The organism is Pseudomonas sp. BF-B-26 (assembly GCF_019956495.1).
Lineage (GTDB): Bacteria > Pseudomonadota > Gammaproteobacteria > Pseudomonadales > Pseudomonadaceae > Aquipseudomonas.
Genome location: NZ_JAHBDP010000101.1, coordinates 1 through 22,973 on the forward strand (window position 1 = coordinate 1; position 22,973 = coordinate 22,973).

At 59.6% G+C, this 22,973-nt stretch carries 18 protein-coding genes; 11 read left to right on the forward strand and 7 right to left on the reverse strand.

Annotation, left to right across the window (positions count from 1 at the left end):
* Nucleotides 1-80 precede the first annotated feature (80 nt).
* Entirely contained in the window at nt 81-821 is a 741-nt protein-coding gene (locus KGB03_RS22955; protein WP_192407042.1) for a phosphoadenylyl-sulfate reductase, read from the reverse strand.
* A 173-nt stretch (nt 822-994) separates the two neighbouring features.
* Between KGB03_RS22955 and thrH the strand changes: the two genes are divergently transcribed.
* Nucleotides 995-1,612 carry a bifunctional phosphoserine phosphatase/homoserine phosphotransferase ThrH gene (thrH, locus tag KGB03_RS22960; RefSeq protein WP_192407043.1) on the forward strand — a complete coding sequence of 206 codons (618 nt, stop codon included), beginning with the start codon at nt 995-997 and terminating at the stop codon, nt 1,610-1,612.
* A gap of 111 nt (nt 1,613-1,723) precedes the next feature.
* Here thrH and pabB read toward each other — a convergent pair whose 3' ends face one another.
* The 4 genes from pabB to KGB03_RS22980 form a co-directional block, all read right to left on the reverse strand.
* Nucleotides 1,724-3,061: an aminodeoxychorismate synthase component I gene (gene pabB / locus KGB03_RS22965; RefSeq protein WP_223529139.1), complete on the reverse strand. Its 1,338-nt coding sequence runs from the start codon at nt 3,059-3,061 to the stop codon at nt 1,724-1,726.
* A 215-nt stretch (nt 3,062-3,276) separates the two neighbouring features.
* Nucleotides 3,277-4,263, reverse strand: a complete 987-nt coding sequence (locus tag KGB03_RS22970; RefSeq protein ID WP_192407048.1) for an alpha-L-glutamate ligase-like protein — start codon at nt 4,261-4,263, stop codon at nt 3,277-3,279.
* Nucleotides 4,263-5,798, reverse strand: coding sequence for an inactive transglutaminase family protein (locus KGB03_RS22975; RefSeq protein ID WP_218537330.1), 1,536 nt, complete (start codon nt 5,796-5,798; stop codon nt 4,263-4,265). Before KGB03_RS22975 ends, KGB03_RS22970 begins: the two co-directional genes overlap by 1 nt.
* A 5-nt stretch (nt 5,799-5,803) precedes the next feature.
* Entirely contained in the window at nt 5,804-6,340 is a 537-nt protein-coding gene (locus tag KGB03_RS22980) for an ATP-dependent zinc protease (protein ID WP_074874996.1), read from the reverse strand.
* Between the two features lie 302 nt (nt 6,341-6,642).
* Between KGB03_RS22980 and KGB03_RS22985 the strand changes: the two genes are divergently transcribed.
* The 6 genes from KGB03_RS22985 to prpD all read left to right on the forward strand — a co-directional run bounded on the left by KGB03_RS22985 (nt 6,643) and on the right by prpD (nt 15,247).
* A complete protein-coding gene (locus KGB03_RS22985; RefSeq protein WP_177327884.1) occupies nt 6,643-7,362 on the forward strand; it encodes a GntR family transcriptional regulator in 720 nt (239 codons plus the stop codon).
* Complete coding sequence (prpB, locus tag KGB03_RS22990; RefSeq protein ID WP_008146328.1) at nt 7,359-8,249, forward strand: methylisocitrate lyase; 891 nt, start codon at nt 7,359-7,361, stop codon at nt 8,247-8,249. The genes KGB03_RS22985 and prpB overlap by 4 nt, the downstream gene beginning before the upstream one ends.
* A 139-nt stretch (nt 8,250-8,388) precedes the next feature.
* A complete protein-coding gene (prpC, locus tag KGB03_RS22995; protein ID WP_111450650.1) occupies nt 8,389-9,516 on the forward strand; it encodes a 2-methylcitrate synthase in 1,128 nt (375 codons plus the stop codon).
* A gap of 205 nt (nt 9,517-9,721) precedes the next feature.
* Complete coding sequence (acnD, locus tag KGB03_RS23000; RefSeq protein WP_223529142.1) at nt 9,722-12,316, forward strand: Fe/S-dependent 2-methylisocitrate dehydratase AcnD; 2,595 nt, start codon at nt 9,722-9,724, stop codon at nt 12,314-12,316.
* A gap of 54 nt (nt 12,317-12,370) precedes the next feature.
* Nucleotides 12,371-13,561, forward strand: coding sequence for a 2-methylaconitate cis-trans isomerase PrpF (gene prpF, locus KGB03_RS23005; RefSeq protein ID WP_218537333.1), 1,191 nt, complete (start codon nt 12,371-12,373; stop codon nt 13,559-13,561).
* Between the two features lie 201 nt (nt 13,562-13,762).
* A complete protein-coding gene (gene prpD, locus KGB03_RS23010; RefSeq protein WP_111450647.1) occupies nt 13,763-15,247 on the forward strand; it encodes a 2-methylcitrate dehydratase in 1,485 nt (494 codons plus the stop codon).
* Nucleotides 15,248-15,254: 7 nt separating this feature from the next.
* Here prpD and KGB03_RS23015 read toward each other — a convergent pair whose 3' ends face one another.
* Nucleotides 15,255-16,157, reverse strand: coding sequence for a DMT family transporter (locus KGB03_RS23015; RefSeq protein ID WP_411740344.1), 903 nt, complete (start codon nt 16,155-16,157; stop codon nt 15,255-15,257).
* 137 nt (nt 16,158-16,294) lie between these two features.
* Between KGB03_RS23015 and KGB03_RS23020 the strand changes: the two genes are divergently transcribed.
* A complete protein-coding gene (locus KGB03_RS23020) occupies nt 16,295-17,704 on the forward strand; it encodes a PLP-dependent aminotransferase family protein (protein WP_223529149.1) in 1,410 nt (469 codons plus the stop codon).
* A gap of 112 nt (nt 17,705-17,816) precedes the next feature.
* Here KGB03_RS23020 and KGB03_RS23025 read toward each other — a convergent pair whose 3' ends face one another.
* The gene (locus tag KGB03_RS23025; RefSeq protein ID WP_111450644.1) at nt 17,817-18,635 is read right to left on the reverse strand and encodes a pyruvate, water dikinase regulatory protein; all 819 of its coding nucleotides are present in this window, start codon (nt 18,633-18,635) and stop codon (nt 17,817-17,819) included.
* A gap of 174 nt (nt 18,636-18,809) precedes the next feature.
* On the opposite strand from KGB03_RS23025, the gene ppsA reads away from it, so the two are divergent.
* From ppsA to rraA, 3 genes are all read left to right on the forward strand, one after another.
* Nucleotides 18,810-21,185, forward strand: a complete 2,376-nt coding sequence (ppsA, locus tag KGB03_RS23030) for a phosphoenolpyruvate synthase (RefSeq protein WP_111450643.1) — start codon at nt 18,810-18,812, stop codon at nt 21,183-21,185.
* A 166-nt stretch (nt 21,186-21,351) separates the two neighbouring features.
* The gene (locus tag KGB03_RS23035; protein ID WP_111450642.1) at nt 21,352-22,341 is read left to right on the forward strand and encodes an alpha/beta fold hydrolase; all 990 of its coding nucleotides are present in this window, start codon (nt 21,352-21,354) and stop codon (nt 22,339-22,341) included.
* A gap of 121 nt (nt 22,342-22,462) precedes the next feature.
* On the forward strand, nt 22,463-22,954 hold the full coding sequence (gene rraA, locus KGB03_RS23040; RefSeq protein WP_111450641.1) for a ribonuclease E activity regulator RraA: 492 nt from the start codon (nt 22,463-22,465) through the stop codon (nt 22,952-22,954).
* Nucleotides 22,955-22,973 lie beyond the last annotated feature (19 nt).

A 22,973-nucleotide genomic window follows, 5' to 3' on the forward strand; every position in this document is an offset into this window, starting at 1 on the left:
CATTCAACATGGATGTCGAATGTGAAGGCCGCTTCGCGAGCAAGCCCGCTCCCACATTTGGATCTGACAAGACCGGGGGGTTATTCCTTGGATTTGCTGATGATATTGCCCGCATGCAGCCCGCATTCTTTCTGCGTCGCTTCTTCCCACCACCAACGACCTTCGCGCTCGTGCTGGTTCGGCAACACCGGACGGGTGCAGGGTTCGCAGCCGATGCTGATGAACCCGCGTTCGTGCAGGCTGTTGTACGGCAGCTCCAGCATGCGGATATAGCCCCAGATCTCTTCACTGGTCATTTGTGCCAGCGGGTTGAATTTGTACAGGGTGCGTTCCGGGGTGGAGAACGCGGTGTCGATTTCCAGCACCGCGACGGCGCTGCGAGTGCCAGGGCTCTGATCCCGACGCTGGCCGGTGGCCCAGGCCTTCACTCCCGAGAGCTTGCGACGCAGTGGCTCGATCTTGCGGATGCCGCAGCATTCGCCATGGCCGTCCTTGTAGAAACTGAACAGGCCTTTTTCCTTCACGAAAGGTTCTAGCTTGGTGTAGTCCGGCGACACCAGTTCGATGTCGATCTTGTAGTGTTCGCGCACCTGATCGATGAAGCGGTAGGTCTCGGGGTGCAAGCGGCCAGTGTCGAGGCTGAACACTTTGACGTTCTTGTTCAGCTTCCAGGCCATGTCTACCAGCACCACGTCTTCGGCGCCGCTGAAAGATATCCACAGGTCATCGCCAAACTCGGCGAACGCGAGTTTCAGGATGTCCTGGGCGGATTTGTTGGCATAGGTCGTGGCGAGTTCCACGACGTCGAACGTTGGGCTCATCAGGGCGGCTTCCTACAGGTCGGTGGCGCTGGGCGCTCTATATGGCCCTGATGGTAACAAAAACCTACGGCACCTGGCGCGCCCTCTGCGTTGCGCAGGCTTGCCTGAGTCGCTAGAGTTCGGCAGTCCTTTTGCTCGCTCGACTCAATAATCAATACAAATGGGAGTGTCTTGTGGAAATTGCCTGTCTGGATCTTGAAGGTGTACTGGTCCCGGAAATCTGGATCGCCTTCGCCGAAAAAACCGGGATCGAGTCTCTGAGGGCTACCACCCGGGACATCCCCGACTACGACGTGCTGATGAAGCAGCGTCTGCGGATTCTCGACGAGCACGGCTTGAAACTCACCGACATCCAGGAAGTGATCGCCACGCTCCAGCCGCTGGACGGCGCCATCGAGTTCGTCAGCTGGCTGCGTGAGCGCTTTCAGGTGGTGATTCTGTCGGACACGTTCTACGAGTTCTCCCAGCCGTTGATGCGTCAACTGGGCTTCCCGACCTTGCTCTGCCATCGTCTGATTACTGACGATTCCGGTCGGGTGACGAGCTATCAATTGCGTCAGAAAGATCCCAAGCGTCAGTCGGTTTTGGCGTTCAAGAGCCTTTACTACCGAGTGATCGCGGCGGGGGATTCCTACAACGACACCACGATGTTGGGTGAGGCGGATGCGGGGATTCTGTTCCATGCGCCGGACAATGTGATTCGCGAGTTTCCGCAATTCCCGGCGGTGCACAGCTTTGAGGAGCTGAAGCAGGAATTCATCAAGGCTTCCAACAGGGCCTTGAGTTTGTAGTCATCAAATAGGGCCTCATCGCGGGCAAGCCACGCTCCCACAGGTTTTGTGTCGAACCACAATTGTGCGATCAACACAAAACTTGTGGGAGCGGGCTTGCCCGCGATGCTTTTAGAGGTTTTGCAGGGTATCGAGCAACACCTTCACCTTGGTAATCGATTCCTGATACTCGGCCTGCCACTCCGAGTCCGCGACGATCCCGCCACCGCCCCAGCAACACACCTGCCCATCTTTCACCAACAAGCTGCGAATCGCGATCGAACTGTCCATTTCGCCACGCACGTCCAGATACAGCAAAGACCCGCAGTACAACCCGCGCCGGGTCGGTTCCAGCTCGTCGATGATTTGCATTGCGCGAATTTTTGGTGCCCCGGTAATCGAGCCGCCAGGGAAGCTGCCAGCGATCAGGTCCAGGGCGTCCCGGTCATCCGCCAGTTCTCCGGTCACGCTGCTCACCAGGTGATGCACGTTCGGGTAGCTTTCCAGGCTGAACAACTCCGGCACCCGCACCGACCCAATACGGCAAGTACGGCCGAGGTCATTGCGCAGCAGGTCGACGATCATCAGGTTTTCCGCGCGGTCCTTGGGGCTGGCCAGCAGTTCGGCGGCGTTTGCCGCATCTTCGGCAGCGGTCAGTCCGCGAGGGCGGGTGCCTTTGATCGGGCGGGTTTCCACATGGCGTTCGCTGACTTTGACGAAGCGTTCTGGCGACAGGCTCAACACTGCACCGCCGTCGGGCAGGCTCTGAAAACCGGAAAACGGCGTCGGACATGCCGCCCGCAGCGCGCAATACGCGGTCCATGGATCGCCCTGGCACTGAGCGCGGAAACGCTGGGCGAAATTGACCTGGTAACAGTCGCCGGCCTGGATGTACTGCTGAATGCGTTCCAGCGCGTGGCGATACTCGTCAGCGCTCAGGTCGGCTTTCATCGGGGCTTTCAACTTGAAAGGCTCGACTGCTTCAGCCGTGGGCTCACTGAATAGCGTGATCAGACGCTGACGTTCGCTGTCGATCAGCGACGGGTGGAATACCAGCTGACTTGTACTCAGTTGGTGATCGCTGATCAGTGCCCAGTCATACAGCCCGAAATGTGCGTCGGGCAATTGCAGATCATCCTGCGCCTGACTCGGCAGGTTTTCCAGATGCCGACCGAAGTCGTAGCTCAGGTAACCGATGAGGCCGCCAGCGAAGGGCAAATCGTAAGGAACAGCCGCTTCACCGAGTCGTGTCAGATTGTCGCGAAGGCGTTGCAGGAAATCGCTGCCGCTTTCGTCAGGCAATACGGCTATTTGCTCCAGCGGCCAGGCACTGAGCAGGTCATAACGTCCACGCTCGGCGCTCGGCCGACCACTGTCGAGCAGCACGGCACCAGGGGCATGACGAATCGCCGCGAAGTACTCGGCGGGGTTGGCGCAATAGGGGAGCGGGTGTACGGAACAGGTCAACATGGGCGGGGCAGATCAGCCATCGAGGCGGGGGTGGCGATTGTAGTCTTCTCGGGGAATTGCTCCTAGAGGGGATGTCGGGGATTGCTAGATTGGAGACAGGGTTGAGGGCGGTGGTGATTGGGAGTCAGTCTTCGCGAGCAAGCCCGCTCCCACATTTGGAATGCATTCCCCTGTGGGAGCGGGCTTGCTCGCGAAGGGGGCGACTCGGTTTTGGATCAGCCCTCAACCGCCGGAATATGCCCAAACATCTCCTGAACAAACTCAACTCGTTCCCGCACCGTCTCAACAACCCCGCGAGCCTTCAACTCTTCCAGCCGCGCTTCAACCGCGTGGGTGCGCAATGTCAGCCCGCAATCATTGGCAATCTGAATGTTCAGCCCAGGCCGGGCGTTGAGCTCAAGAATCAGCGGCCCTTTTTCCTGGTCCAGCACCATGTCGACACCGATGTAACCCAGCCCGCACAGCTCATAGCAGCCGGCGGCAAGTTTCATGAAGCCGTCCCAGTAGGGCAGTTGCACGCCATCCACCGCGTTGGTGGTGTCTGGGTGTTTGTTGATGATGTTGTTCAGCCAGGTGCCGCGCAACGTCTGCCCGGTCGCGAGGTCGACACCGACGCCGATGGCGCCCTGGTGCAGGTTGGCCTTGCCGCCGGACTGGCGCGTCGGCAAGCGCAGCATGGCCATCACCGGGTAACCCATGAGCACGATGATGCGGATGTCCGGCACGCCTTCATAGCTGATGCTTTTGAAAATCTGGTCCGGGATCACCCGGTATTCGATCAGCGCGCGGTCGCGGTGCCCGCCCAGGGAATACAGGCCGGTGAGGATGCTCGAGATATGGTGCTCGAGTTCCTCATGGTCCATGATCTTGCCGGAGACTGTGCGATAGCGCCCCTCGAACCGGTCGGCAACCACAATGATGCCGTCACCGCCCGCGCCCTGGGCCGGTTTGATCACGAAGTCGTTGCGCCCGCCGATGATCTCGCCGAGGTTGTCGATTTCTTTTTCGGTAGAGATCACGCCGTACAGTTCCGGCACATGAATGCCGGCGGCGATGGCGCGTTCCTTGGTGATGATCTTGTCATCGACAATCGGGTACAGACTGCGCTTGTTGTACTTGAGCACGTAGTCCGCGTTACGCCGATTGATCCCCATGATGCCCCGGGCTTCCAGGGCCTTCCAGGTTTTCCAGAAGCCGAACATCAGGCGTCAGCCTTCTTCAGGAAGGCCTTGAAACGCACCAGTTCGGTCAGGCGGTAGCCGCGATAGCGACCCATGGCCAACATGAACCCCACCAGGATCAACAGTGTCGCCGGGAAGGTGAACACGAAGTAAACCAGCTCTGGAACGCTCATGATCAGGTGCGCCAGCGACGCGGCGAACAGCGTACCGATCGCCACTTTCATGGCATGGCCGGAGCCGCGTTCTTCCCAGGTAATCGACAGGCGTTCGATGGTCATGGTCAGAATCACCATCGGGAACAGCGCCACCGACAACCCGCGTTCCAGACCGAGTTTATGGCTGAAGAGGCTGATCGCCGCGATCAGCACCACCACGAAAGTCAGCACCACCGACAGCCTCGGCAGCATTTGCAGCTTCAAGTGTTCAAGGTAGGAGCGCAGCGACAGGCCCAGCGCCGTGATGATCGTAAACAGCACGATACCGAAGCCGAGCTGGGTTTCCCGGAACGCCAGGGCGATCAGCACCGGGGTAAAGGTGCCGAGGGTCTGAATGCCGATCAGGTTGCGCAGGATCAAAATCACCAGCACACCGATCGGGATCATCACCATGATCATGAAGGTCTGCTGGGTTTCCAGCGGCAGGCCGTACAGCGAGTATTCGAGGAAGTTGGCGTCGGTGTTTTCGTCGGTCAGCTTGGCCAGGCGAATCGCGTTCATTTCGCTGTTGTTCAGGCTGAAGGTCACGTTGGCCTTCTTGCCGCCATCGACGGTGATCAGGTTGTCGTCGCCGGTCCACCACAACAGGCGATCGGTCGGCAGGCCCTGTTCACCTGTTTCCGGGTTGAAGTACAGCCAGTCGGTGCCGTTGAAACTGCGCAACCACAGTTCCGGCGTTTGCGGTTGGTCGGCCACCAGACGAATGGTGTGGACCTTTTCTACTGGCACGTGCGCGATGGACAGCACCAGCTCGACGATTTTCGCCTTGTGCCCGGGGGACGGATCGCCGCCCAGCAACAGCTTCACATTGTCGTCGTTGAGATTGTTGACACGCTTGATGGCTTCGCCGATGAAGGTTTCGACGTCGGCTGAGTGTTGGCGGATCGGTGCGAGCAGGGCTTCGGCGGCGACTTTTTCCGCGCCTTCGACGGCGATGCTGTCACGGAAGGTCGGCCCTTTGACCTTGGATTTTTCACCGGTGTAGCGCTTGGTCAGCACCAGGCGGTAATAAAGCGTTTGATTGCCTTTGGCCCGACGTGCCGACCAGGTGACTTTGCGGTTGCCGTCGGCACGGTTCACGGCCACGCCGTAGTTATTGGAAATGAAGCTCTCGTTGAGGCTGACGTAATCACGGCTCAGCGGTGGCACGAACATCTGGATCTTGACCGGGTCCTTGGTGCTGGCGACGAACTCGACTTTGGCGTCGATGTTCCACAAGTCGTCGGTGGCGTCTTCGGTCACGGGGATGCCGAGCACGAAGATCTGATAGGCCGTGACTGAAATACCCAGCACCACCAGGATGGCGATCAGGAATTTCAGGTGAAGGGTAAGAGAGCGCATTGGAATTACTCTGCGGTATGAGCGTCGGTGGCGCAGGCGGGTTTGCCAGCAGCGTATTTAAGACTGGGGTCGACCAGCGCATCGAAGCGTTTCAGCGCTTCGGAGCCGATCAGGAGCGGGTATTGGAAGGCGCTGCGGTCGGTCAAGTTCACTTCGATACTGCGTAAAGCCGAACCCATGCAGATATTCAGCTCGATCACCGGACGGGCGGTGTATTTCTTGCCTTCTTCCGGGTCGTAGTCGCCGGCCCTGCGCTTGATCTTGCTGACGCGGGCCAGTGGCCGTTCGATCGGATGCGAATGCGCAGCGTCGATGGCCAAATAGAAGCGCACCCAGGATTCGCCATTGCGTTTGAAACGTTTGATGTCACGGGCACTCAGGGAAGCGGTTTTCGCCCCGGTGTCGAGTTTGGCGGCGACTTCCAGGTTGATGCCGTCCAGGGAGGCGTACTCGTTGAGGCCGTAGACAGTCTTTTCCCCCGCCGCGGCGAAACCTGGCAGGCAAAGAAGATAAAGGAAGGTGGGGAAGGGCTTGAGTCTCATAAATCCTGGTGCGCAGCGGTCCGTACTTCTATTCAAGACCCTGGCATTGCTGCGCAAGCTCCCTCGTATGCCTATCAACTGCTTATGACAGGCAGTGCAGATGTCACAAACAAATGCGGCCGGCATTCTAGCACGGTGGTTTTATGGCGCCAGCGCTGGCGGGCGGCTATAAACCGCTGTGCTGCTTTGTTATGGTGCGGCCGGTTATTAGACGATTGTCGACAATACCGATTTTCTCTTTGACTATTCGGCCTGTATTCGCTAGTTTTTGCGGCATCCGCTTACAAGGTGTCGACAATATGCTGGATCAACTCGATCCCCCGGTCATTGCCCAAGACGATTCAGAGACACTTTCCGAGAACGTCTTCCGGCGCATTCAGGCGGCCATCGTCAAGGGCGAGATCGCCCCGGGCAGCAAGATCTCCGAGCCGGAACTGGCGCGCACCTATGGCATCAGCCGCGGGCCGTTGCGTGAGGCGATCCACCGTCTGGAAGGCCAGCGCCTGCTGGTTCGCGTGCCGCACGTCGGGGCGCGGGTGGTTTCGTTGAGCCATGCCGAGCTGCTGGAACTCTACGAAATCCGCGAATCCCTCGAAGGCATGGCCTGCCGTCTGGCGGCCGAACGCATGACGCTCGAAGAAATCGACGAACTGCGCCGGGTCCTCGAAACCCATGAGCGCGATGCGGCGTTTCAGGCCGGAGTCGGCTACTACCAGCAGGAAGGCGATTTCGACTTCCATTACCGAATCATCCAGGGCAGCGGCAACCGCACCCTGACGCAGATGCTCTGCGGCGAGCTCTATCAACTGGTGCGCATGTACCGCATCCAGTTTTCCACCACGCCCAATCGTCCGCGTCAGGCCTTTGCCGAACACCACCGAATTCTCGACGCCATCGCCGACCGTGACGGTGAGCTGGCCGAGTTGTTGATGCGCCGCCACATCGGCGCCTCCAAGCGCAATATCGCTCGTCATTACCAGGACGGCGCCAACCAGACAGCCACTGAACGAGGTGAGTCATGAGTTCCAACAAGAGCACTCCAGGCCAGCGATTCCGCGATGCGGTCGCCAGCGAACATCCGCTGCAAGTGGTCGGCGCGATCAACGCCAATCACGCGCTGCTGGCCAAACGCGCCGGTTTCAAGGCTATTTATCTGTCGGGTGGCGGGGTGGCTGCCGGCTCCCTCGGCGTGCCGGACCTGGGCATCACCGGCCTGGATGACGTGCTGACCGACGTGCGCCGCATCACTGACGTTTGCGACCTGCCGCTGTTGGTGGACGTGGACACCGGTTTCGGCTCCTCGGCGTTCAACGTTGCGCGCACCGTCAAGTCGATGATCAAGTTCGGCGCGGCGGCGATTCATATCGAAGACCAGGTGGGCGCCAAGCGTTGCGGTCATCGTCCTAATAAAGAGATCGTGTCCCTGCAGGAAATGGTCGATCGCATCAAGGCAGCTGTTGATGCGCGCACCGATGACAGCTTCGTGATCATGGCCCGTACCGACGCCCTCGCAGTGGAAGGTCTGGAATCCGCTTTGGATCGTGCCGCCGCGTGCATCGAGGCCGGCGCCGACATGATTTTCCCGGAAGCCATCACCGAACTGGACATGTACAAGCTGTTCGCCAGCCGCGTGAAAGCGCCGATCCTGGCCAACATCACCGAATTCGGCGCGACGCCGCTGTACACCACCGAGCAGCTTGCCGCCGCCGATGTGTCGCTGGTGCTGTACCCGCTGTCGGCGTTCCGCGCGATGAACAAAGCCGCCGAAAACGTCTACACCGCGATCCGCCGCGACGGCACGCAACAGAACGTGATCGACACCATGCAGACGCGCATGGAGCTTTACGATCGCATCGATTACCACACCTTCGAGCAGAAGCTCGATGCGTTGTTTGCCGCGAAGAAGTAATTGTAGGAGCGAGCCTGCTCGCGATGGACGCCAACGATAACGCGGTGTCCTTAATGCACCGAGGTGTTCCGTCCACCTTCGCGAGCAGGCTCGCTCCTACAAGTTTCCCTAACAAATTCAAGAAAAACTGGAGACAGCAATGGCCGAAGCAAAAGTACTCAGTGGCGCCGGGCTCCGTGGCCAGGTTGCCGGGCAAACCGCACTGTCCACCGTGGGCCAGTCGGGCGCAGGCCTGACCTATCGTGGCTACGACGTTCGCGAACTGGCGGCTGACGCACAGTTCGAAGAAGTGGCCTACCTGCTGCTTTACGGTGAACTGCCGACCCAAACCCAACTCGCTGCCTACATCAGCAAACTGGGCAAGCTGCGCGACCTGCCGCAAGCGCTGAAAGAAGTGCTGGAACGCATCCCCGCCGACGCCCACCCGATGGACGTGATGCGCACCGGTTGCTCGTTCCTGGGCAACATCGAGCCGGAGAAAGACTTCTGCGAACAACACGACGTGACCGACCGTTTGCTCGCCGCGTTCCCGGCGATCATGTGCTACTGGTATCGCTTCAGCCATGACGGCAAACGCATCAGCTGCGTGAGCGACGAACAATCCATCGGCGGCCACTTCCTGCACCTGCTGCACGACAAGAAGCCGAGCGAGTTGCACGTCAAAGTGATGAACGTTTCGCTGATCCTCTACGCGGAGCACGAATTCAACGCCTCGACGTTCACCGCGCGGGTTTGCGCCTCGACCCTGTCGGACATGTATTCGTGCATCACGGCGGCCATCGGTTCGCTGCGCGGTCCGCTGCATGGCGGCGCCAACGAAGCGGCGATGGAAATGATCGAGCGCTTCAGCTCGCCGCAAGAGGCCGTCGAAGGCACCCTCGGCATGCTTGCGCGCAAGGACAAGATCATGGGCTTCGGTCACGCGATCTATAAGGACAACGATCCGCGCAACGAGGTGATCAAGGGCTGGTCGAAAAAACTCGCCGAGGAAGTGGGCGACACCGTGTTGTTCCCGGTTTCCGAAGCCATCGACGCAACCATGTGGGAGCAGAAGAAACTGTTCCCGAACGCCGACTTCTACCATGCATCGACGTACCACTTCATGGGCATCCCGACCAAGTTGTTCACCCCGATTTTCGTCTGCTCGCGCCTGACCGGCTGGGCGGCGCACGTGTTCGAACAACGTGCCAACAACCGCATCATCCGCCCGAGCGCCGAGTACGTCGGCGTCGAACAGCGCAAGTTCGTGCCAATCGAACAACGCTGAATGGTGTGGGCTCCCGTGCGGGTTGCTGAATGAACCGGAAACCACTGTGGGAGCGGGCTTGCTCGCGAAGACGGACTGACATTCAACATTGATGTCGACTGATACACCGCTTTCGCGAGCAAGCCCGCTCCCACATTTGACCGAGTTAACTTCAGGAGCAGTGCCCGGCGCCTCCCTTTGAAATCACCGTGACCGAGTCCTGACGATGAATACTGAATTCCGTAAACCGCTGCCCGGCAGCCATCTGGATTACTTCGACGTCCGCGCGGCTGTCGAGGCCATCCAGCCCGGCGCCTACGACACTCTGCCGTACACCTCCCGCGTGCTGGCGGAAAACCTGGTGCGTCGCTGCGACCCGGCCACGCTCACCGAATCCCTGAAGCAATTCATCGAGCGCAAACGCGACCTCGACTTCCCATGGTTCCCGGCCCGCGTGGTGTGCCACGACATTCTCGGCCAGACCGCGCTGGTCGACCTCGCCGGCCTGCGTGATGCCATCGCTTTGCAAGGTGGCGACCCGGCGCAAGTGAACCCGGTGGTGCCGACGCAATTGATCGTCGATCACTCCCTGGCCGTCGAGCGCGGTGGCTTCGATCCGGAGGCGTTCGAGAAGAACCGCGCCATCGAAGACCGTCGCAACGAAGACCGTTTCCACTTCATCAACTGGACCAAAAAAGCCTTCAAGAACGTTGATGTGATCCCGCCGGGCAACGGCATCATGCACCAGATCAACCTGGAGAAAATGTCTCCGGTGATCCAGGTGCGCGACGGCGTGGCGTTCCCCGACACGTGCGTCGGCACCGACAGCCACACTCCGCACGTCGATGCACTGGGCGTGATCGCCATCGGTGTCGGCGGCCTGGAAGCGGAAAGCGTGATGCTCGGCCGCGCGTCGTGGATGCGTCTGCCGGAAAGCGTCGGCGTTGAATTGACCGGCAAACTGCAACCGGGCATCACCGCCACCGACATGGTGCTGGCGCTGACCGAGTTCCTGCGTCAGCAAAAAGTCGTCGGTGCCTGGCTGGAATTCTTCGGCGAAGGCGCCTCCGCGCTGACCCTGGGCGACCGTGCGACCATCTCCAACATGGCCCCGGAATACGGCGCCACCGCCGCGATGTTCTACATCGACCAGCAGACCATCGACTACCTGAAACTCACCGGCCGTGAAGACGAGCAGGTGCAGTTGGTCGAGAACTATGCCAAGACCACAGGCCTGTGGGCTGACAGCTTGAAGAATGCGCAATACGAGCGTGGGTTGAGCTTTGACCTGTCCTCGGTAGTGCGCAACATGGCCGGCCCGAGCAACCCGCACGCACGCGTTGCGACCTCGGACCTCGCCGCCCAAGGTATCTCCGGCCAGTGGGCCGAAGTGCCGGGCCAGATGCCGGACGGCGCGGTAATCATCGCCGCCATCACCAGTTGCACCAACACCAGCAACCCGCGCAACGTCATCGCCGCCGGCCTGCTGGCGCGCAATGCCAACAAGCTCGGATTGACCCGCAAGCCGTGGGTCAAATCGTCCCTGGCGCCGGGTTCGAAAACCGTGGCGCTGTACCTGGACGAAGCCGGCCTGACCACCGAACTGGAGCAACTTGGCTTCGGCATCGTGGCCTTCGCTTGCACCACCTGCAACGGCATGTCCGGCGCGCTGGATCCGGTGATTCAGCAAGAGATCATCGACCGCGACCTGTACGCCACCGCTGTGCTGTCCGGCAACCGCAACTTCGATGGCCGGATCCACCCGTACGCCAAGAATGCGTTCCTCGCTTCGCCGCCATTGGTCGTGGCTTACGCCATTGCGGGCACCATCCGTTTCGACATCGAAAAAGATGTGCTGGGTGTGGTCGACGGCAAGGAAATCCGCCTCAAAGACATCTGGCCGAGCGACGAAGAAATCGACGCGGTGGTGAAAGCGTCGGTCAAGCCGGAGCAATTCCGTCAGGTCTACATTCCGATGTTCGCCATCCACGAAGACACCGGTCCGAAAGTGACGCCGCTGTACGACTGGCGCGAGATGAGCACCTACATCCGCCGTCCGCCGTACTGGGAAGGCGCGCTGGCCGGTGCTCGTCCGCTCAAGGGCATGCGCCCGCTGGCGGTGCTGCCGGACAACATCACCACCGATCACCTGTCGCCTTCGAACGCGATCATGCTCGACAGCGCCGCCGGCGAATACCTGGCGAAAATGGGCTTGCCGGAAGAGGACTTCAACTCTTACGCAACGCACCGCGGTGACCACTTGACCGCGCAACGCGCCACCTTCGCCAACCCGAAACTGTTCAATGAAATGGTTCAGGAAAACGGCAAGGTCAAACAGGGTTCGCTGGCTCGCGTGGAGCCGGAAGGCAAAGTGATGCGCATGTGGGAAGCCATCGAAACCTACATGGAACGCAAGCAGCCGCTGATCATCATCGCAGGCGCGGACTACGGTCAGGGTTCGTCCCGCGACTGGGCGGCCAAAGGCGTGCGTCTGGCGGGTGTGGAAGCGATTGCAGCCGAAGGCTTCGAGCGCATTCACCGCACCAACCTGGTGGGCATGGGCGTGTTGCCGCTGGAATTCAAACCGGGCACCGACCGCAAGACATTGGGCATCGATGGCAGCGAAACCTACGACGTGATCGGCGAGCGCACCCCGCGTGCCGAGCTGACGCTGGTGATCAACCGCAAGAACGGCGAACGCGCCGAAGTGCCGGTGACCTGCCGCCTCGACACCGCCGAAGAAGTGTCGATCTATGAGGCCGGCGGCGTGCTGCAACGCTTCGCTCAGGACTTCCTCGAAGAATCGGCGGTTGCCGTTTAACACGATGAGTTCGGGTGGGGCCACGCGGCCTCGCTCGATCCTAAAAGGAACATCATGGCTCACGCACCTCAAATCAGAATCCCCGCCACCTACATGCGCGGCGGCACCAGCAAAGGCGTGTTCTTCAGCCTAAAAGACCTGCCTGAGGCAGCACAGGTTCCAGGCCCGGCGCGCGATGCCTTGTTGCTGCGCGTGATCGGCAGCCCCGACCCGTACGACAAGCAAATCGACGGCATGGGCGGCGCAACCTCCAGCACCAGCAAAACCGTGATCCTGTCGAAAAGCATCAAGGCTGATCACGACGTCGACTATCTGTTTGGTCAGGTGTCCATCGACAAGCCTTTCGTCGATTGGAGTGGCAACTGCGGCAACCTGTCGGCGGCGGTCGGTTCGTTTGCCATCAGCAATGGTTTGGTGGACGCCAGCCGCATCCCGCACAACGGCGTTGCCGTGGTTCGCGTGTGGCAGGCCAACATCGGCAAGACCATCATCGCCCACGTGCCGATCACCAACGGTGAAGTGCAGGAGACCGGTGATTTCGAACTCGACGGCGTGACCTTTCCGGCGGCTGAAGTGCAGGTCGAATTCATGGACCCTGCAGCGGAAGAAGAGGGCGGCGGCGGTTCGATGTTTCCTACCGGTAACCTGGTGGATGACCTCGAAGTGCCTGGCGTCGGAACCTTCAAGGCGACCATGATCAATGCCGGTATTCCGACGATTTTCGTCAATGCCGAAGACATCGGTTACACCGGCACCGAGCTGCAAGGCGCGATCAACAGCGACCCAAAAGCGTTGCTGATGTTTGAAACCATTCGGGCTTACGGCGCATTGCGCATGGGCCTGATCAAGGATCTGGACGAAGCGGCCAAGCGTCAGCACACGCCCAAGGTTGCCTTTGTGGCCAAGCCTGCGGACTACGTGGCTTCGAGTGGCAAAGCGATTGCGGCGGCTGATGTCGATCTGCTGGTGCGGGCGCTGTCCATGGGCAAATTGCACCACGCGATGATGGGCACGGCGGCGGTGGCGATCGGTACGGCGGCGGCGATTTCTGGCACGTTGGTGAACCTCGCAGCAGGTGGTATCGAACGCAATGCCGTGCGCTTTGGGCATCCGTCCGGTACGTTGCGGGTGGGGGCTGAAGCCAGCCTGGTGAACGGCGAGTGGACCGTGAACAAAGCCATCATGAGTCGCAGTGCGCGGGTGTTGATGGAAGGTTACGTCCGCGTGCCGGGTGATTCTTTCTAAAACACGCCAAACCACTGTGGGAGCGGGCTTGCTCGCGAAAGCGGTGTGTCAGCTTGCATTGATGTCGGATGTGCCGCCGTCTTCGCGAGCAAGCCCGCTCCCACAGTTTGATTGCATTACCAAAATAAGAACGGTGTAACCAACCAAGATTGCCCCTGAACCGAGGTCCCATCAACGAACCACTTCAAGAGTGAATCGAACATGAGCACCAACGTCGACCAGAACAACCGCCCCGACTACGACACGGTCCTGCAGGACATTGCCGACTACGTCCTCAACTTCAAGATCCAGTCCGCCGAAGCCCTCGACACCGCACGCAACTGCCTGATGGACACGTTGGGTTGCGGCTTGCTGGCCCTGCGCTTCCCCGAATGCACCAAACACCTCGGCCCCATGGTGGAAGGCACCGTCGTCCCGTTTGGCGCGCGTGTCCCCGGTACCAGTTATCGCCTCGACCCGGTCAAGGCGGCGTGGGACATCGGCTGCATCGTGCGCTGGCTCGACTACAACGACACCTGGCTCGCCGCGGAGTGGGGCCATCCGTCCGATAACCTCGGCGGCATTCTCGCGGTGGCCGATCACTTGTCGCAAAAACGCCTGGCCAATGGCGACGCGCCGCTGACCGTTCGCGCGGTGCTCGACGCCATGATCATGGCTCACGAAATCCAGGGCGTGATCGCGTTGGAAAACTCCTTCAATCGTGTAGGCCTGGATCACGTCATCCTGGTGAAAGTCGCCTCGACCGCGGTCACCGCCAAGCTGATGGGAGCCAATCGTGAGCAGTTGTTGTCGGCGTTGTCCCATGCGTTCGCCGACGGTCAGGCGCTGCGCACTTACCGTCATGCGCCGAATGCCGGATCGCGTAAATCCTGGGCGGCCGGCGACGCGTCCAGCCGTGGCGTGCGTCTGGCGGACATCGCCATGCGTGGCGAAATGGGCATCCCCGGCGTACTGACCGCGAAACAATGGGGCTTCTACGATGTGCTGTTCAGCCACACCAACAACGACCTGGCGCTCAAGCCCGAAGACAAACGCGCGTTCAGCTTCTCCCGGAAGTACGGCAGCTACGTGATGGAAAACGTGCTGTTCAAGATCAGCTTTCCGGCCGAGTTCCATGCGCAAACGGCCTGCGAAGCGGCCGTGACGTTGCATCCGCAAGTCAGAAATCGCCTGCACGAAATCGACAAAATCGTCATCACTACCCACGAATCGGCAATCCGCATCATCTCCAAGGTCGGTCCGCTGGCCAATGCTGCGGACCGTGACCATTGCATTCAGTACATGACAGCCGTGCCGCTGGCGTTCGGCAATCTGGTGGCCGAGCAGTACGAAGACGACTTCCACGCGGCGCATCCGATCATCGACGTGCTGCGCGAGAAAATGGTTATCGTCGAAGACCCGCGCTACACCCGCGAATACCTGGAGGCCGACAAACGCTCCATCGCCAATGCGATACAGGTGTTCTTCAAGGACGGCTCCAGCACCGAAAACGTGTTGGTGGAGTACCCGATCGGCCATCGCCGTCGCCGCTCCGACGGTATTGCGCTGCTGGAAGACAAGTTCAAGGCGAACCTGGCGACGCGCTTCAACGCCCAGCGCAGCGCCGAGATCTTTGCGTTGTGCAAGGACCAGGCGAAGCTTGAAGCCACACCGGTGAACAGGTTTGTGGATTTGTTTGTGATCTGACCGTCGCCTAGGGGTTTGTTTTTTTGCCGATGAGCCACTTCTCCACAGGCAATTTGGTGATCGCAAACCCCGTCAGCAAAATCGCCGAGTACATCATCAATTCCCGGGACACGGTTTGCCCCTCGTACCAGGCGCCGATGATCACTGCGAACACCGGAAAAATGATGAACACAAACGACAGAATGATCGGGCTCAGCCGCTTGAGCAGCAAAAAGTAAACGATAAACCCGCCCACCGACGCCACCAGTCCCAGATAGAGCAGGGCGCTCCACGAACGCGCGGTGATGCTCTTGAACTCCGGTGCTTCGACACTCAATCCGGCGACAAACAGCATCAGCCCGGCGATGCCGATTGGCAGCGTGTTGTAGGTAATCACGCTGATCGCCGTACCGTGTTTTTTAGTCACCACGTAACACAGCGCATGCATCACCGCCGCGCAGAGGATCGCCAACACCCCGAACATTTCAGCATGGTCAAGATGCAGCCCCTGGCTGCGGATGATCATGAACAGACTGCCGAAACCGATCGCGATGCCCAGCACTTGCGAGGGGTAGATTTTTTCCCGCAGAAACAGCGCGCAAAACAACAGGATGAACACCGGCATGCAGCTGAACAACAGCGCCGTCAGACCCGATGACACGTGCATCTCGCCGTAGTTGAGCAAGTAGTACGGCAGGCTGAAATACGACAGCGTGACGAAGACAAAAAACCAACGGCTTTCCTTGGGAAACAGCAGCGGTTCACGACGTATCAGCGCGAAGCCGAGAAAGAGCGGGAAGGCGATGAGGAACCGCAGGCCGGCAGCGGTCAGCGGCGGCACGCTTTCAACGGCAATCTTGATCCCGAGCCACGTGGTGCCCCAGCTCAGGCACACGATCAGGAACAACACGCTGGTGATCAGGGCGGCCAGCCAGGGTTTGGCAGTACGTGAAGGTGCGCTGATGGCTATGGACAAGATCGGACTCCTTTTATGTTCGGAATTGACCTCCTTCTGCAAAAGGGCTATCCCTGATTGAACCTGTTTCAAGCACGCTATTCGGGGCTGGAATGACTGTCAAAACAAGTATTGCCATGGTGTCAATCCTGCGCGACGGCCTGGCGAACGGTCTGGGGGTGAAATACAAACGCCTCGCCGACGCGATCGAAAAAGGCATCGCTGAAGGGCTGATCGAGCCCGGCTGCAAATTGCCGCCTCATCGGCTGCTGGCGGATAGCCTCGGTGTGACCATCGGTACCGTCAGCCGCGCTTACGGTGAGCTCGAACGTGTGGGATTGGTGGTCGCTCGCGTAGGAGACGGCACCTATGTGCGTCAGCGTGGGATGGAACGGCCGCGGGACGGCGGCTTTCGCAATGTCAGCGATGAGCCGCAGGCGTTTTTCGACATGAGCCGCAATCAACCGATTCCGGGGCAGGAAGCGCTTTTTTTGAGTCAGAGCCTGCAAGCGTTGTCCCTTGATCCTGAGGCGTTGCAACACATCAGCGGTTACACCGTCGATGTCGGTTTGCCACGCTATCGTGCGGCGGGGGCGCACTGGCTCAGGCATAAAGACTTTGTCCCGAACGCCGAGCAGATCGTTTGCGTGAACGGCGGCCAGCACGGTCTGTTGTGTGCCTTGATGGGGTTGCTCAAGGCGGGTGATACGTTGGTGACAGAGCACCTGACCTACCCGGGGTTGATCAGCGTCGCACGCCAGCTCGGGATAAAACTGATCGGTGTCGGGATGGATGATGAAGGGCTGATGCCCAATGCCCTGGAGGAGGTTTGCCGCAACCATCGTGTGTCGGCGCTGTATTGCACACCGACGATCCAGAATCCTACGGCTGCAGTGATGTCAGTCGCACGGCGTGAGGCGATTGCAGAGGTCTGTCGGCAGCACAATCTGTTGATCTTTGAAGACGAAGCCCACGCGGTATTGGCTCAACAGCGACCGTTACCCTTGAGCCATTTCGCCCCGGAGCGCTCGGTGCTGATCGGCAGCCTGAGCAAGGCTGTTTCGGCGGGTTTGCGGGTCGGTTACCTGCATGCGCCGCAACCGTTGATCGGACGTTTGAGCGCAGCGGTGCGCGGGACGTGCTGGATGGCCAGCCCGCTGTCGCTGGAGGTGGCGAGTCTGTGGATAGAAAACGGTATGGCCGAGCAGTTGTTGAGCCAGCAGATTGCCGAGATTGGTCGGCGCAAGACGTTGGTCAGTGGTGTGCTGGAAGGCTTGGCGTATAAAACCCATTCCCATAGCCCGCACTTCTGGATCGAAGTGCCCGAGCCGTGGCGGGCCTCGCAGATTGCTGAGGAGCTCAAGGAGAATAATTATCGGGTGGCGACTGCTGAGGCGTTTGCGGTCGGACATGGGGCGGTGCCGCAGTTCATCAGGGCGAGTGTGTGTCATTCGACGGGGGATGATCGGTTGTTGCTTCAAGGGTTTGAAGCGTTGGTGGAGGCATTGGCTGATACCGAGTGATCGTTCTTCGCGAGCAAGCCCGCTCCCACATTTGACCGCGTACGTTTGCCGCGACTCGGTCAAATGTGGGAGCGGGCTTGCTCGCGAAGGCGGCCTGACAGGCGCTAAAGAACTACTTGAACCGCCGCTCCACGCCTTTCTCCACCAGAATCTTCGCCGAAATCTCTTCCACCGAAAAATGCGTGGAATTGATGTGCGGAATGTTCTCGCGACGGAACAGATTCTCCACCTCACGCACTTCGAATTCGCACTGGGCGTAGCTCGAATAGCGGCTGTTGGGCTTGCGCTCGTTGCGGATCGCGGTGAGGCGGTCCGGGTCGATGGTCAGGCCGAACAGTTTGTGCTGATGGGCACGCAGGGTTGCTGGCAATTGCAGGCGTTCCATGTCGTCTTCGGTCAGCGGATAGTTGGCCGCGCGGATGCCAAATTGCATGGCCATGTACAGGCACGTCGGCGTCTTACCACAACGCGACACGCCCACTAGAATCAGGTCCGCCTTGTCGTAATAATGCGTGCGCGCACCGTCGTCGTTGTCGAGGGCGAAGTTCACCGCCTCGATCCGCTCCATGTAATTGGAGTTGCTGCCAATCGAGTGGGACTTGCCGACGGTGTAGGAAGAATGCTCGGTCAATTCCTGTTCAAGAGGCGCCAGAAAGGTCGAGAAAATGTCGATCATGAAACCATTGGACGTTGCGAGGATCTCACGGATGTCCTGGTTGACAATGGTGTCGAAGATGATCGGCCGAAAACCATCGTTTTCAGCGGCTTTGTTGATTTGTTGTACCATGAGCCGCGCTTTATCCGCGTTGTCGATGTACGGCTTCGTGAATTTGCTGAAGGTAATGTTTTCGAACTGCGCCAGGAGGCTTTGACCCAGGGTTTCGGCGGTAATGCCGGTACCATCGGAGATAAAGAAAGCAGATCGTTTCATTTGCACCTTGGGCCTTAAGCTAGTGACGAATCTTGGATATGATAGGCGCGATTTGCCGGCCGCCAGTGGCCTGCATTCTCACTTATTTTCCAGGTCCAGGCCATACAGCTGGCAAACGCTCCATAGAGCAGCCGGCTTCTGAGCTTTTCCAACACAGTTAGTGGAGAGATCACCTTGGTAGAGTACGTAGTTTCCCTCGATAAGCTCGGCGTCCATGATGTAGAGCACGTAGGGGGCAAGAACGCATCCCTGGGCGAGATGATCAGTAACCTTGCAGGTGCCGGTGTATCGGTGCCCGGTGGCTTCGCCACGACAGCTCAGGCTTATCGTGATTTTCTCGAGCTGAGCGGCCTGAACGATCAGATCCATGCCGCCCTCGACGCCCTGGACGTCGATGATGTCAATGCCCTGGCCAAGACCGGCGCCCAGATCCGTCAATGGATCATGGAAGCCGAGTTCCCTGAGAAGCTCAACGCCGAAATCCGCACCGCGTTCGCCACGCTGTCGGCCGGCAACCCTGACATGGCCGTGGCCGTGCGCTCTTCCGCTACCGCCGAAGACCTGCCGGACGCTTCCTTTGCCGGTCAGCAGGAAACCTTCCTGAACATCCGTGGTGTCGAAAACGTTATTCGCGCCGCCAAAGAGGTGTTCGCTTCGCTGTTCAACGACCGCGCGATTTCCTACCGCGTCCACCAGGGCTTCGACCACAAGCTGGTTGCCCTGTCGGCTGGCGTGCAGCGCATGGTCCGCTCCGAAACCGGCACCGCCGGCGTGATGTTCACCCTCGATACCGAATCGGGCTTCCGTGACGTGGTGTTCATCACCGGCGCCTACGGCCTGGGTGAAACCGTCGTACAAGGCGCGGTGAACCCGGATGAGTTCTACGTCCACAAAGGCACGCTGGCAGCCGGTCGTCCGGCCATCCTGCGTCGCAACCTGGGCAGCAAAGCCATCAAGATGATCTATGGCGAAGTCGCCACGGCCGGTAAATCGGTCAAGACCATCGACGTCGACAAGGCTGATCGCGCACGTTTCTGCCTGACCGACGCCGAAGTCAGCGAACTGGCCAAGCAAGCGATGATCATCGAGAAGCACTACAAGTGCCCGATGGACATCGAATGGGCCAAAGACGGCGACGACGGCAAGCTCTACATCGTTCAGGCCCGTCCTGAAACCGTGAAGAGCCGCACCCAGGCCAACGTCATGGAACGTTACCTGTTGAAAGAAACCGGCACCGTGCTGGTTGAAGGTCGCGCCATCGGCCAGCGCATCGGCGCCGGCAAGGTCCGCATCATCAAGGACGTGTCCGAGATGGACAAAGTCCAGCCAGGCGACGTTCTGGTCTCCGACATGACCGACCCGGACTGGGAACCGGTCATGAAGCGCGCCAGCGCCATTGTCACCAACCGTGGCGGCCGTACTTGCCACGCGGCGATCATCGCTCGCGAGCTGGGCATCCCCGCCGTGGTCGGTTGCGGCAACGCCACCCAGCTGTTGATAGAAGGCCAGGGCGTGACCGTTTCCTGCGCTGAAGGCGACACCGGTTACATCTTCGAAGGCGAACTGGGCTTCGACATCAAGAAAAACTCCGTCGATGCCATGCCTGATCTGCCGTTCAAGATCATGATGAACGTCGGCAACCCGGATCGCGCCTTCGACTTCGCGCAACTGCCGAACGCCGGTGTGGGCCTGGCCCGTCTGGAGTTCATCATCAACCGCATGATCGGTGTTCACCCGAAAGCGCTGCTGAACTACGCAGGGCTGCCGCAGGACATCAAGGACAGCGTCGACAAGCGCATCGCCGGTTACGACGATCCGGTTGGCTTCTATGTCGAGAAGCTGGTTGAAGGCATCAGCACCCTGGCTGCTGCGTTCACTCCGAAAAAGGTCATCGTGCGTCTGTCGGACTTCAAGTCCAACGAATACGCGAACCTGATCGGTGGCAAGCTCTACGAGCCGGAAGAAGAAAACCCGATGCTGGGCTTCCGTGGCGCTTCGCGTTACATCAGCGAATCGTTCCGTGACTGCTTCGAACTCGAGTGCCGCGCCCTCAAGCGTGTGCGCAACGAGATGGGGCTGACCAACGTCGAAATCATGGTGCCATTCGTCCGTACCCTCGGCGAAGCCAGCCAGGTCATCGACCTGTTGGCGGAGAACGGTCTGAAGCGCGGCGAAAACGGTCTGCGGATCATCATGATGTGCGAACTGCCGTCCAACGCGATCCTCGCTGAAGAATTCCTCGAGTTCTTCGACGGCTTCTCCATCGGTTCCAACGACCTGACCCAGCTGACCCTGGGCCTGGACCGTGACTCCGGGATCATCGCGCACCTGTTTGACGAGCGTAATCCGGCGGTCAAGAAGCTGTTGGCCAACGCGATTCAGGCCTGCAACAAGGCTGGCAAGTACATCGGCATTTGCGGTCAGGGTCCTTCGGACCACCCTGATCTGGCCAAATGGCTGATGGAGCAGGGCATCGAAAGCGTTTCGTTGAACCCCGATTCCGTACTGGAAACCTGGTTCTTCCTGGCTGAAGGTCAGGCTCCGGCTTGATGGTGTGAGTGAAAGGGCCGCTCACTGTAGGAGCAAGGCTTGCCCGCGATGGCGTCTACAAAATCGCCATCGCCAGCAAGCTGTGCTCCTACAGGGGGTAGTCGTTTTCTGAGATTGAAGTAGGGCGGGCTCCTCTGGATGCCGCCCTTTTTTGTGCAAGAGCATTATGCAAAGCAGCAGCAACCTATTTCCTGTCGCCCTGATCAGCGCCGAGCGGCGCGGCGATCTGAGCGAAGACGTCTATCGTCTGAAACCCGGCAACAGCCCTGACGGCACCGTCGAACTGGCCGTGACGCGCCTGGGCATGGCGGATGGCTCAGACGCGCGTGGCGTTCCGGTTATTTTGCTTCACGGCAGCTTTTCCAATCGCCGGTTCTGGTTTTCCCCGAAGGGGCTTGGACTGGGCGCCTACCTGACGCGTCTGGGATTCGATGTATGGATTCCCGAAATGCGTGGTCACGGCCTGTCCCAGCGTAACCAGAACTACCGCAAGAACCGTGTTGCCGACTACGCCCGTTACGATTTACCGGCCATTGGCGCGTTCGTGCGCGAGCAGAGCGGCCAGATCCCGCACTGGATCGGTCACTCGCTGGGCGGGATTACCCTGGCAGCGGCATTGGGTGGTGAGTACATCGGCGAGCCGGTAGTGGCTTCCGCAGCGTTTTTCGGCACTCAAATCAGCCGCACCTATTGGCCGTTGAAAATTCCCCCGGTGGAGTGGAGCGGGCGTTTCATTCTTAAACGCTTTGCCCAGTTGTCCGGTTCACGGCTCAAGCGCGGCCCGGAGGATGAGCCCATTGGCCTGGCCCTGGAAAGCATGCGCTGGTATGGCCTGTTCGGGCGCTTTGGCGATGCCGACAAGGATTGGTGGGCCGGATTGGCCGACGTTCAGTTACCGGTATTGGCCGTGAGTGCCGCCGGTGACCATCAGGACCCGACCTGGGCTTGTCGCAAGCTATTTGATCAGGTGGGTTCTGAGCATAAGCAATTCATCAGCCTGGGTCGCGAGCAGGGCTTTGGCGATAATTTCGGTCATGTAGAGATGCTCGTCAGCAAGTCTGCGCAGACTGAAGTCTGGCCGCTGGTGGCGCGCTGGTTGGCAGATCAGCAAACGCCATTGCTGGGTGGAAAACCGGGTCTGGCTGCGGCGGTATGAGCCTGATGCTCTAACAAGGGCATTTCGCTCCGTTCGGCTTGCGGCTAAGATATGACGCATTGAGCTTTTCTGGTCACTTTGCGACATCCTCGATTGTCTTCCTCTCTACAGGAGTTTCTCGATGAACCATTACATCACGCCTGACCTTTGCGACGCCTATCCGGAGCTGGTGCAGGTGCTGGAGCCGATGTTCAACAATTTCGGCGGCCGTGATTCTTTCGGTGGCGAAATCGTGACCATCAAATGTTTCGAAGACAATTCGCGGGTCAAGGAGCAGGTCGAGCTGAAGGGGAATGGCAAGGTGCTGGTGGTCGACGGCGGCGGTTCCCTGCGTCATGCGTTGCTGGGTGACATGTTGGCCGAGAAAGCCGCTAAAAACGGCTGGGAAGGGCTGGTGATCTACGGTTGCATCCGCGACGTAGATATCATCGCGCAGACCGATCTGGGCGTTCAGGCCCTGGCCAGCCACCCGAGGAAATCCGACCGGCGCGGGCTCGGCGATCTCAATGTTGCGGTCACTTTTGCCGGTGTGACGTTCCACCCGGGCCACTACATCTATGCGGACAATAACGGCGTGATCATTTCGCCAAGCCCGCTGAAAATGCCTGAATAAAGCGCTGCACCAACAAAGG